This is a genomic window from Hylemonella sp. W303a, assembly GCF_046452315.1.
Taxonomy (GTDB): Bacteria; Pseudomonadota; Gammaproteobacteria; order Burkholderiales; family Burkholderiaceae_C; genus Hylemonella.
Window position 1 is genome coordinate 1 of the sequence record NZ_JBKFDG010000001.1, and the last position, 12,408, is coordinate 12,408.

Consider the following 12,408-nt stretch of genomic DNA (forward strand, 5'->3'; position numbering starts at 1 on the left):
CCTGCGCTTCGCCATCCGCGAAGGCGGCAAGACCGTCGGCGCCGGCGTCGTGGCGAAGATCATCGAGTAAGAGAGTCGCGTAGGGGTATAGCTCAATTGGCAGAGCGTCGGTCTCCAAAACCGAAGGTTGTAGGTTCGATTCCTACTGCCCCTGCCACCTGACCGGATCGCGAGATCGGTTGGGTTTGTTCGAAAAGCCCGCCACAACCTGGCGGGCTTCAGCGTCTCAAGGGGCGCTGGCGGGTTGTAGGGAATCGGTTCAGAAATATGGCAACGTCACAAGTCGAAACGGTCGGTAGCGGGTTGGACAAGCTCAAGCTGGCGGCGGCGGTCATCCTGCTGCTGGCGGGCTTCGTGGCTTTTTACAGTCTGAGTGCCCACGGCGGCTTGCTGCGCTGGGGTTCTTTGCTGCTGGCGCTGGTTCTGGCGATCGCCGTTTTCTTCACGGCGCAGCCGGGCCGTGACCTCTGGGGCTTCGGTCGTGATGCCTGGCGCGAAGTGGGCAAGGTGGTCTGGCCCACCCGCCGCGAGTCGATCCAGATGACTTTGTACGTCTTTGGTTTTGCCGTGGTGATGGCGCTGTTTCTGTGGCTGACCGACAAGACCCTGGAATGGGTGATTTTTGATCTCTTGCTGGGTTGGAGGAAGTGATGATGGCGGACGCAATCGATACCTCTTCCAATCTCCCGGCCGAAGCCAAGAATCCGGATTTGCGCTGGTACGTGGTTCATGCCTATTCGGGCATGGAGAAAGCGGTCGAGCGAAACATTCTGGAGCGCATCAACCGTGCGGGCCTGCAGGGCAAGTTCGGCCGCATCCTCGTGCCGATGGAAGAGGTCGTGGAAGTCAAGAACGGCCAGAAGCGCACCACGGAACGTAAGTTCTTCCCGGGCTACGTGCTGGTCGAGATGGTGATGGACGACGAGACCTGGCACCTGGTGAAGCACACCAGCAAGGTGACCGGCTTCGTGGGCGGCGGCAAGAACAACCGGCCGACCCCGATCTCCGAAGAGGAGGTCATGAAGATCGTCAACCAGATGCAGGAAGGTTCCGACAAGCCGCGTCACAAGATCGAGTTCACCGTGGGTGAGCTGGTGCGCGTCAAGGAAGGTCCCTTCACTGACTTCAACGGCGCGGTCGAAGAAGTCAACTACGAGAAGAGCAAGGTCCGCGTGGCGGTCACGATCTTCGGTCGCTCGACTCCGGTCGAGCTGGAGTTTGGTCAAGTCGAAAAGACCTGATCCGGCGCCATTCGGTTTTCAGTCCGCGCTTCCCGACTCGGCGCGGATGTGGTCTCGATGAGTCGTTAACCCCGGGGAGCCAAGGCGCGTTGCCGAGGCGTTTTCACCCGCAAGGAGTAAAGCATGGCGAAAAAAATCGTCGGTTTTATCAAGCTGCAAGTGCCAGCTGGTAAGGCCAATCCCTCGCCGCCGATTGGCCCCGCGCTGGGCCAACGCGGTCTGAACATCATGGAGTTCTGCAAGGCGTTCAACGCCCAGACCCAGGGCGTCGAGCCCGGTCTGCCGCTGCCGGTGGTGATCACCGCCTTCGCGGACAAGAGCTTCACCTTCATCATCAAGACGCCGCCGGCGACCGTGATGATCAAGAAGGCCATTAAGCTGGACAAGGGCTCTTCCAAGCCCCACGTCGACAAGGTCGGCAAGATCACCCGCGCTCAGCTCGAGGAGATTGCCAAGACCAAGATGAAGGACATGACCGCCGCCGATCTGGACGCCGCCGTGCGCACGATCGCTGGCTCCGCCCGTTCCATGGGCGTGAATGTGGAGGGCGTGTGACATGACCAAGCTCACCAAAAAAGCCAAGGCCCTGCAAGGCAAGGTTGACAGCACCAAGCTGTATCCCCTGGGCGACGCGCTCAAGCTGGTTCAGCAGTTCGCAACCGCCAAGTTCGATGAGAGCATCGACGTGGCCGTGCAGCTCGGCATCGACGCCAAGAAGTCGGACCAAGTGGTCCGTGGCGCCGTCGTGCTGCCGCATGGCACCGGCAAGACCAAGCGCGTGGCCGTGTTCGCCCAAGGCGCCAAGGCTGAAGAAGCCAAGGCCGCCGGTGCTGACGTGGTCGGCATGGACGATCTGGCTGCTCGCGTGAAGGCTGGCGACATGCCCTTCGACGTGGTCATCGCCGCGCCCGACGCCATGCGCGTGGTCGGTACCCTGGGTCAAGTGCTCGGCCCCCGTGGCCTGATGCCCAACCCCAAGGTCGGCACCGTGACGCCCGACGTGGCCACGGCCGTGAAGAACGCCAAGGCGGGTCAGGTGCAGTTCCGCGCCGACAAGGCTGGCATCGTGCACGGCACCATCGGTCGCCGCTCTTTCGACGCTGCCAAGCTGCAAGGCAATCTGGCCGCGCTGATTGACGCGCTGAACAAGGCCAAGCCGGCCACCAGCAAGGGCATCTACCTGCGCAAGGTCGCGGTGTCGTCCACCATGGGTGTGGGCGTGCGCGTGGACACGCAGACGATCGCGGCCTGAGGCTGTGTCGTCATTGAAGAAGATTTGAGTCGCCCGCAAGGGTGGCTCGATGTGGTGGGCCGGAAGGCGGCGCAACTTAGCTTGCCAAGCTTTCCGGGTCATCCGAGACCGCTGGTGCGTGGTTCCTCGTTGGAGGGGACGCTTAATTTCCAGCGCAGATGGCGATCCCGCTGCAGATGGATAAGGCATTGGATGCCAATTCCGAAACAGTTGGTCGCTGCAAGAGAGGCGCATCGGCGGGCGTCCTGCAAGCCGATGCATTTTGAAGGAGTTAGACCTTGAGTCTGAATCGCAGTGAGAAAGAAGCGGTCATTTCCGAAGTGACCGGCCTCGCCGCTCAAGCTCAAACGCTCGTGATGGCGGAATACCGCGGCGTCACGGTCGCGGCCATGACCAAGCTGCGCTCTGAAGCCCGCAAGCAGGGTGTGAGCCTGAGTGTTCTGAAGAACACCCTGGCCCGCCGTGCCGTGGCTGGCAGTGCGTTCGAGGTCGTGAGCGACCAGATGACCGGCCCGCTGATCTATGGCTTCTCCGCCGATGCCGTGGCCGCTGCCCGCGTGGTGGCCGACTTCGCGAAAACCAACGACAAGCTGGTGATTCGCGGCGGCGCATACGGTGGCAAGGCCCTGGACGTCAATGGCGTGAAGCAGCTGGCAAGCATTCCCTCCAAGGAAGTGCTGCTGGCCCAGCTGTGCGGCTTGCTCAAGTCGCCGATTTCCCGCACCGCCGTGGTGCTGGGTGCTTTGGCGGCGAAAAAAGGCGAAACGGCCGCAGCCTGAACGGGCGCGACCAGTCAACCAACTTATTGGAATTTGAAGGAATCAAAAATGGCATTCGATAAAGACGCTTTTCTGACCGCGCTGGACAGCATGACGGTCATGGAACTCAATGACCTGGTCAAGGCCATCGAAGAGAAGTTTGGCGTGAGCGCCGCCGCCATGGCCGCTCCGGCCGCTGGTGGTGGCGGTGGTGGTGCCGCTGCCGCGGAAGAGAAGACCGACTTCAACGTCGTGCTGACCGACGCTGGCGCCAACAAGGTCTCCGTCATCAAGGCCGTGCGCGAAATCACGGGCCTGGGCCTGAAGGAAGCCAAGGACCTGGTGGACGGCGCTCCCAAGACCGTCAAGGAAGCCATGCCCAAGGCTGACGCCGAAGCCGCCAAGAAGAAGCTGGAAGAAGCCGGCGCCAAGGCCGAACTCAAGTAATTCGACCTGGCTCGAAGGCTGGAGTGACCTGCAAAGGCACTCCAGCCTTTGGTGCTTAGAGGAGAGCCTCCAGAGCACACCCGGAAAAAGCGCCACAATGGCGCTCTTTCCGAGTGTCTTCTGACCCCGACTGCAGAAGACGCCTTGGTTCGGGCCGCGTGCAATGCGCGGCCGTCCGCCAGAGGTTGGTAGCGGCCAACCACCAAGCCTGCTGACGTGCGCGCGCGCGCGTCCGACGCGCCAGTCGCCTAGAGCCTCATAGCCCGGAGATCTCATGGCCTACACCTTTACCGAACGCAAGCGCATCCGCAAGAGCTTCGGCAGCCGCGATAGCGTGCTGGAAATTCCTTACCTCCTGCAGATGCAAAAGGACGCTTACACGAGCTTCCTGCAGGCGGACTTGTCCTCCACCAAGCGCAAGCCCGAAGGCTTGCAAGCCGCCTTTGAATCGGCGTTCCCCATCGTCTCGCACAACGGTTTTGTCGAGATGAAGTTCCTTGAGTACAACCTGGCCAAGCCCGCCTTCGACGTGCGTGAGTGCCAGACCCGCGGCCTGACCTTCGCATCGGCCGTGCGCGCGCGCGTGCAGCTCATCATCTATGACCGCGAGTCCTCGACGCCGCAAAACAAGGTGGTCAAGGAAGTGAAGGAACAAGAGGTCTACATGGGCGAAGTGCCGCTCATGACCGACAAGGGCTCCTTCATCATCAACGGCACGGAACGGGTGATCGTCTCGCAGCTGCACCGCTCGCCGGGTGTGTTCTTCGAGCATGACAAGGGCAAGACGCACAGCTCGGGCAAGCTGCTGTTCTCGGCTCGCATCATTCCTTACCGCGGCTCCTGGCTGGACTTCGAGTTCGATCCCAAGGACATCCTCTATTTCCGCGTGGACCGTCGCCGCAAGATGCCGGTCACGATCCTGCTCAAGGCCATCGGCCTGAACCCGGAAACCATCCTCGCCAACTTCTTCGTCAACGACAACTTCCGCCTGCAAGACAGCGGCGCGCAGATGGAGTTCGTCTCCGAGCGCCTGCGCGGCGAAGTGGCGCGCTTCGACATCACCGACAAGTCGGGCAAGGTGATCGTCGCCAAGGACAAGCGCATCACCGCGCGCCACACGCGTGAGCTGGAGCAATCCGGCACCACCCACATCAGCGTGCCGGAAGACTTCCTGATCGGTCGCGTGGTCGCGCGCAACATCGTCGATCCGGATACGGGCGAAATCATCGCCAAGGCCAACGAAGAGCTGACCGAGGCCCTGCTGAAGAAGCTGCGCACCGCCAACGTGCAAGAGCTGCAGTGCATCTACACGAACGAGCTGGACCAAGGCGCTTACATCAGCCAGACCCTGCGCATCGACGAAACGACGGACGAGTTCGCCGCGCGCGTCGCCATCTACCGCATGATGCGCCCTGGCGAGCCGCCCACCGAGGACGCCGTGCAAGCGCTGTTCCAGCGCCTGTTCTACAACCCGGACACCTACGACCTGTCGCGCGTGGGGCGCATGAAGTTCAACGCCAAGCTGGGTAATTCCGACCCCAGCGGCCCCATGGTGCTGACCAACGAGGACATCCTGGCCGTGGTCAAGATCCTCGTTGACCTGCGCAACGGCCGTGGCGAAGTGGACGACATCGACCACCTGGGCAACCGTCGCGTGCGTTGCGTCGGTGAACTGGCCGAGAACCAATACCGCACCGGCCTGGCTCGCATCGAGAAGGCTGTGAAAGAGCGTCTGGGTCAGGCCGAGCAAGAGCCGCTGATGCCGCACGACCTGATCAACTCCAAGCCGATTTCCGCGGCGCTCAAGGAGTTCTTCGGCGCGTCCCAGCTGTCCCAGTTCATGGACCAGACCAACCCGCTGGCGGAAATCACGCACAAGCGTCGCGTCTCGGCCCTGGGCCCGGGTGGTCTGACGCGCGAGCGCGCTGGCTTCGAAGTGCGTGACGTGCACGTCACGCACTACGGCCGCGTCTGCCCGATCGAAACGCCGGAAGGCCCGAACATCGGCCTGATCAACTCGCTGGCTCTGTACGCCCGCCTGAACGAATACGGCTTCATCGAGACCCCCTACCGTCGCGTGGAAGACGGCAAGGTCACGAACAAGATCGACTACCTCAGCGCCATCGAAGAAGGCAAGTACGTCATCGCCCAGGCCAACGCGGCCCTGGACAAGGACGGCCGCCTGACCGACGAGCTGGTGTCTGCCCGCGAGAAGGGTGAATCCGTGCTGGTCGGCGCCGACCGCATCCAGTACATGGACGTGTCACCCGCGCAGATCGTCTCCGTGGCCGCTTCGCTGGTGCCCTTCCTGGAGCACGACGACGCGAACCGCGCGCTGATGGGCGCCAACATGTCGCGCCAGGCCGTGCCCGTGCTGCGTCCGGAAAAGCCGCTGGTCGGCACTGGCATCGAGCGCGTCGCCGCGATCGACTCCGGCACCGTCGTGACGGCGACGCGCGGTGGCGTGGTCGACTCGGTCGATGCCACCCGCATCGTGATCCGCGTCAACGACAACGAAGCCGTGGCCGGTGAAGTGGGCGTGGACATCTACAACCTCATCAAGTACCAGCGTTCCAACCAGAACACCAACATCCACCAGCGTCCCATCGTCAAGAAGGGCGACAAACTGGCCAAGGGTGACGTGATCGCGGACGGCGCGTCGACCGACCTGGGTGAGATCGCCATCGGTCAGAACATGCTGATCGCCTTCATGCCCTGGAACGGCTACAACTTCGAGGACTCGATCCTGATCTCGGAGCGCGTGGTGGCCGACGACCGCTACACCTCGATCCACATCGAGGAACTGGTGGTCATGGCGCGTGACACCAAGCTGGGTGCCGAGGAAATCACCCGTGACATCCCGAACCTGAGCGAACAGCAACTCAACCGCCTGGACGAGTCCGGCATCATCTACGTCGGCGCCGAAGTGGTGCCGGGCGACGTGTTGGTCGGCAAGGTCACGCCCAAGGGCGAGACCACGCTGACGCCGGAAGAAAAGCTGCTGCGCGCCATCTTCGGTGAGAAGGCCTCCGACGTGAAGGACACTTCGCTGCGCGTGGACCAAGGTTCGCAAGGCACCGTCATCGACGTGCAGGTCTTCACCCGTGAAGGCATCCAGCGGGACAAGCGCGCTCAGCAGATCATCGACGATGAACTCAAGCGCTTCCGCTTGGACCTGAACGATCAGCTGCGCATCGTTGAGGCTGACGCCTTCGACCGGATCGAGAAGCTGCTCAACGGCAAGACCGCCAACGGTGGCCCGAGCAAGCTGGCCAAGGGCAGCAAGATCGACAAGGCCTACCTGGCTTCCATCGAGAAGCACCACTGGTTCGACATCCGCCCGGCGGACGACGAAGTGGCTTCGCAGCTCGAATCGATCAAGAACAGCCTGGAGCAGACCCGCCACAGCTTCGACCTCGCTTTCGAAGAGAAGCGCAAGAAGCTCACGCAGGGCGACGAGCTGCCCGCGGGCGTGCTCAAGATGGTCAAGGTCTACCTGGCCGTCAAGCGCCGCCTGCAACCCGGCGACAAGATGGCCGGCCGCCACGGCAACAAGGGCGTGGTCTCCAAGATCACCCCGGTCGAGGACATGCCTTACATGGCCGACGGCACGCCCGTGGACATCGTGCTCAACCCGCTGGGCGTGCCTTCGCGCATGAACATCGGCCAGGTGCTCGAAGTCCACCTGGGCTGGGCTGGCAAGGGCCTGGGCCAGCGCATCGGCGACATGCTGCAGCGCGAGGCCGCCACGACCGAGATCCGCGGCTTCCTGGAGCAGGTCTACAACGGCGCGGGTCGCAAGGAAGAGCTGGCCAAGCTGAAGGATGACGAACTGCGCCTGATGGCTCAGGAGCTCACCAGCGGCGTGCCCTTCGCCTCGCCTGTCTTCGACGGCGCGACCGAAGAGGAAATCCGCGGCATGCTCAAGCTGGCGTACCCCGACGACGTGGCCAAGGCCAAGGGCCTCAACGAGACCCGCACCCAGGCACAGCTGTACGACGGCCGCACCGGTGACGCCTTCGAGCGCACGACCACCGTGGGTTACATGCACTACCTGAAGCTGCACCACTTGGTCGACGACAAGATGCACGCGCGTTCCACGGGCCCGTACTCGCTCGTCACCCAGCAGCCGCTGGGCGGCAAGGCGCAGTTCGGTGGCCAGCGTTTCGGCGAAATGGAAGTGTGGGCGCTGGAAGCCTACGGCGCGTCCTACGTGCTGCAGGAAATGCTCACCGTCAAGTCCGACGACGTGCAGGGCCGCACCAAGGTGTACGAGAACATCGTCAAGGGCGAGCACGCCATCGAGGCCGGCATGCCGGAATCGTTCAACGTGCTGGTCAAGGAAATCCGTTCCTTGGGCCTGGACATCGAGCTCGAGCGTTCCTAATTAGATTTGAAAAGGAAAGAGTTTCATGAAATCCCTACTCGACCTGTTCAAGCAGTTCACTCCCGATGAGCATTTCGATGCCATCAAGATCGGCCTGGCGTCGCCCGAGAAGATCCGTTCCTGGTCCTTCGGCGAGGTGAAGAAGCCCGAGACCATCAACTACCGCACCTTCAAGCCCGAGCGCGATGGCTTGTTCTGCGCCAAGATCTTCGGCCCGATCAAGGACTACGAGTGCCTGTGCGGCAAGTACAAGCGCCTCAAGCACCGTGGCGTGATCTGCGAGAAGTGCGGCGTTGAAGTCACGCAGACCAAGGTGCGCCGCGAGCGCATGGGTCATATCGACCTGGCCGCGCCTTGCGCCCACATCTGGTTCCTGAAGTCGCTGCCCTCGCGTCTGGGCCTGGTGCTGGACATGACGCTGCGCGACATCGAGCGCGTGCTGTACTTCGAAGCCTATGTCGTGACCGACCCCGGCATGACTCCGCTGAAGAAGTTCAGCATCATGAGCGAGGACGACTACGACGCCAAGGTCAAGGAATACGGCGACGAATTCCAGGCCAAGATGGGCGCCGAAGGCATCAAGGAACTGCTGCAAGGCATCGACATCGAAGTCGAGATCGAGCGCCTGCGCAATGACCTGACCGGCTCCGAGATGAAGGTCAAGAAGAACGCCAAGCGCCTGAAAGTGCTGGAAGCGTTCAAGAAGTCCGGCATCAAGCCCGAGTGGATGGTGTTGGAAGTGCTGCCCGTGCTGCCGCCGGACCTGCGTCCGCTGGTGCCGCTGGACGGCGGCCGCTTCGCGACTTCCGACCTGAACGACCTGTACCGCCGCGTCATCAACCGCAACTCGCGTCTGCGCCGTCTGCTGGAGCTCAAGGCGCCGGAAATCATCGCGCGCAACGAGAAGCGCATGCTGCAGGAAGCCGTGGACAGCCTGCTGGACAACGGCCGCCGTGGCAAGGCCATGACGGGCGCCAACAAGCGCGCGCTGAAGTCCCTGGCCGACATGATCAAGGGCAAGAGCGGTCGTTTCCGCCAGAACTTGCTGGGCAAGCGCGTCGACTACTCGGGCCGTTCCGTCATCACCGTGGGCCCGACCCTCAAGCTGCACCAGTGCGGCCTGCCCAAGCTGATGGCCCTGGAGCTGTTCAAGCCCTTCATCTTCTCGCGCCTCGAGGCCATGGGCATCGCCACGACCATCAAGGCCGCGAAGAAGGAAGTCGAATCCGGCACGCCGGTGGTGTGGGACATCCTGGAAGAGGTGATCAAGGAGCATCCGGTGCTGCTGAACCGCGCGCCCACGCTGCACCGCCTCGGCATCCAGGCCTTCGAGCCCATCCTGATCGAAGGCAAGGCCATCCAGCTGCACCCGCTGGTCTGCGCCGCCTTCAACGCCGACTTCGACGGCGACCAGATGGCCGTGCACGTCCCGCTGTCGGTGGAAGCGCAGATGGAAGCCCGCACCCTGATGCTGGCCTCCAACAACGTGCTCTTCCCCGCCAACGGCGAACCCTCCATCGTCCCCTCGCAGGACGTGGTGCTGGGTCTGTACTACACGACCCGTGAACGCGTCAACGGCAAGGGCGACGGCATGGTGTTCGCCGACGTGGCCGAAGTCCAGCGCGCGCTGGATTCGGGCACGGTCGAGCTGACCGCCAAGATCAGCGTGCGCCTGACCGAGTGGACCAAGGACAAGGCCACGGGCGAGTTCGTGCCCGAGACCAAGCTGGTCGACACGACGGTGGGTCGCGCTCTGCTGTCCGAAATCTTGCCCAAGGGCCTGGCTTTCGAGAACATCAACAAGGCGCTCAAGAAGAAGGAAATCTCCAAGCTCATCAACGTCTCCTTCCGCAAGTGCGGTCTGAAGGAAACCGTGGTGTTCGCTGACAAGCTGCTGCAGAACGGTTTCCGCCTGGCCACGCGCGCGGGCATCTCGATCTCGGTCGACGACATGCTGGTCCCCAAGGAAAAGCAGGAAATCATCGAGGCCGCCGAGAAGGAAGTGAAGGACATCGAGCAGCAGTACGTCTCGGGTCTGGTCACCGTGGGTGAGCGCTACAACAAGGTGGTGGACATCTGGGGCAAGGCGGGCGACAAGGTCTCCAAGGTCATGATGGACCAGCTGCGCGTCGAGAAGACCACCGACCGCCACGGCAAGACGGTGGACCAGGAGTCCTTCAACTCCATCTACATGATGGCCGACTCGGGCGCGCGCGGCTCCGCTGCGCAGATCCGCCAGCTGGCCGGCATGCGCGGCCTGATGGCCAAGCCCGACGGCTCCATCATCGAGACGCCCATCACGGCCAACTTCCGTGAAGGTCTGAACGTGTTGCAGTACTTCATCTCCACGCACGGCGCCCGCAAGGGCTTGGCCGACACGGCGCTGAAGACGGCCAACTCCGGCTACCTGACCCGCCGCCTGGTGGACGTGACGCAAGACCTGGTGGTGACGCAGGAAGACTGCGGCACGCACGACGGCTCGCTGATGCGCGCCATCGTCGAGGGCGGTGAAGTCATCGAGTCGCTGCGTGACCGTATCCTGGGCCGCACCGCCGCCGAAGACGTGCTGCACCCCGAGACGCGCGCCGTGCTGGTGCCCGCCGGTCAGATCCTGGACGAAGACACCATCGAGGAAATCGAACTCCTGGGCGTCGATGAAGTCAAGGTTCGCACCGCGCTGACCTGCGCGACCCGCTTCGGTATCTGCGCCAAGTGCTATGGCCGCGACCTGGGCCGCGGTGGCCTGGTCAACGTCGGTGAAGCCGTTGGCGTGATCGCTGCCCAGTCCATCGGTGAACCCGGCACGCAGCTGACCATGCGTACCTTCCACATCGGTGGCGCCGCCTCGCGCGCGGCCATCGCCTCCAGCGTGGAAGCCAAGTCCAACGGCGTGATCGGCTTCAACGCCACGATGCGCTACGTGACCAACAGCAAGGGTGAGCTGGTGGTGATCGCCCGCTCCGGTGAGATCGTCATCCATGACGAGCACGGCCGCGAGCGCGAGCGCCATAAGGTGCCCTACGGCGCGGTATTGACCGTCAAGGCCGACCAGGCCGTGAAGGCCGGTGCCATCCTCGCCAACTGGGACCCGCTGACCCGCCCGATCATCACGGAATTCGCCGGCCAGGTGAAGTTCGAGAACGTCGAGGAAGGCCTGACGGTGGCCAAGCAGGTGGACGAAGTGACGGGCCTGTCGACGCTGGTCGTGATCGACCCCAAGCGCCGCGGTTCCGCCAAGGTCGTGCGCCCGCAGGTCAAGCTGCTCGACGCCTCGGGCTCGGAAGTCAAGATTCCGGGCACCGACCACTCCGTGACCATCGGCTTCCAGATCGGCGCGCTGATCCAGGTGCGCGACGGCCAGGACGTGGGCCCCGGCGAAGTGCTGGCCCGTATCCCGGTGGAAGGCCAGAAGACCCGCGACATCACGGGCGGTCTGCCGCGCGTGGCCGAGCTCTTCGAAGCCCGCTCGCCCAAGGACAAGGGCGTGCTGGCCGAGCAGACTGGCACGGTCTCCTTTGGCAAGGAAACCAAGGGCAAGGTGCGCTTGCAGATCACCGACCCCGAAGGCAAGGTCTGGGAAGAACTCGTGCCCAAGGAAAAGAACATCCTGGTGCACGAAGGCCAGGTGGTCAACAAGGGTGAGAGCATCGTCGACGGTCCGGCCGATCCGCAGGACATCCTACGACTGCTGGGCATCGAGGAGCTGTCGCGCTACATCGTTGACGAGGTGCAGGACGTCTACCGTCTGCAGGGCGTGAAGATCAACGACAAGCACATTGAAGTGATCGTGCGCCAGATGCTGCGCCGCGTCGTGGTCGAGAACCCGGGCGACTCCACCTATATCCAGGGTGAGCAGGTCGAGCGTTCGGAGATCCTCAACACCAACGACGCGCTGCGCAAGGATGGCAAGATCCCCGCGACCTACACCAACCTGCTGCTGGGCATCACCAAGGCCTCGCTGTCCACGGATTCGTTCATCTCCGCGGCTTCCTTCCAGGAAACCACGCGCGTGCTGACCGAAGCCGCCATCATGGGCAAGCGCGACGAGCTGCGTGGTCTGAAGGAAAACGTCATCGTCGGCCGCCTGATTCCCGCGGGCACCGGCATGGCCTACCACGAGGCCCGCAAGGTGCGCGAGAACATGGACGAGGCCGAGCGCCGCGCCATCGCTGATGCCGAGGCAGCCGAACTGGCCGCTCAAGGCAGCAGCGAGAGCGCCACCACCACGGCCGCAGAGCAAGGCGAGTGATCGCCCCTGCCGTGACTTCCGTCACGGTCGGGTCCCTGCCCATGCCCCAAGGCGCGAGCCTTGGGGCGTTTTTC

At 63.2% G+C, this 12,408-nt stretch carries 8 protein-coding genes, 1 tRNA gene and 1 pseudogene; all 10 read left to right on the top strand.

What is annotated here, in order from left to right; genetic code table 11:
• Nucleotides 1-70, top strand: a pseudogene (locus ACLBKS_RS00005) (elongation factor Tu); the annotation flags it as partial.
• A gap of 11 nt (nucleotides 71-81) precedes the next feature.
• Nucleotides 82-157, top strand: a tRNA-Trp gene (locus tag ACLBKS_RS00010).
• 110 nt (nucleotides 158-267) lie between these two features.
• Nucleotides 268-651, top strand: a complete 384-nt coding sequence (gene secE, locus ACLBKS_RS00015) for a preprotein translocase subunit SecE (protein WP_410190750.1) — start codon at nucleotides 268-270, stop codon at nucleotides 649-651.
• Nucleotides 651-1,241 (top strand): transcription termination/antitermination protein NusG, encoded by a 591-nt coding sequence (gene nusG, locus ACLBKS_RS00020; protein ID WP_410190751.1) that lies wholly within the window; start codon nucleotides 651-653, stop codon nucleotides 1,239-1,241. Before secE ends, nusG begins: the two co-directional genes overlap by 1 nt.
• A 123-nt stretch (nucleotides 1,242-1,364) precedes the next feature.
• Entirely contained in the window at nucleotides 1,365-1,796 is a 432-nt protein-coding gene (gene rplK / locus ACLBKS_RS00025) for a 50S ribosomal protein L11 (RefSeq protein ID WP_035604641.1), read from the top strand.
• A gap of 1 nt (nucleotide 1,797) precedes the next feature.
• Nucleotides 1,798-2,493 carry a 50S ribosomal protein L1 gene (gene rplA, locus ACLBKS_RS00030; RefSeq protein ID WP_410190752.1) on the top strand — a complete coding sequence of 232 codons (696 nt, stop codon included), beginning with the start codon at nucleotides 1,798-1,800 and terminating at the stop codon, nucleotides 2,491-2,493.
• Nucleotides 2,494-2,771: 278 nt separating this feature from the next.
• Nucleotides 2,772-3,272 (top strand): 50S ribosomal protein L10, encoded by a 501-nt coding sequence (gene rplJ / locus ACLBKS_RS00035; RefSeq protein WP_006298331.1) that lies wholly within the window; start codon nucleotides 2,772-2,774, stop codon nucleotides 3,270-3,272.
• A gap of 48 nt (nucleotides 3,273-3,320) precedes the next feature.
• Nucleotides 3,321-3,698, top strand: a complete 378-nt coding sequence (gene rplL / locus ACLBKS_RS00040; RefSeq protein ID WP_410190753.1) for a 50S ribosomal protein L7/L12 — start codon at nucleotides 3,321-3,323, stop codon at nucleotides 3,696-3,698.
• A gap of 274 nt (nucleotides 3,699-3,972) precedes the next feature.
• Nucleotides 3,973-8,085, top strand: a complete 4,113-nt coding sequence (rpoB, locus tag ACLBKS_RS00045; RefSeq protein WP_410190754.1) for a DNA-directed RNA polymerase subunit beta — start codon at nucleotides 3,973-3,975, stop codon at nucleotides 8,083-8,085.
• Between the two features lie 25 nt (nucleotides 8,086-8,110).
• Complete coding sequence (gene rpoC / locus ACLBKS_RS00050; RefSeq protein ID WP_410190755.1) at nucleotides 8,111-12,334, top strand: DNA-directed RNA polymerase subunit beta'; 4,224 nt, start codon at nucleotides 8,111-8,113, stop codon at nucleotides 12,332-12,334.
• Nucleotides 12,335-12,408 lie beyond the last annotated feature (74 nt).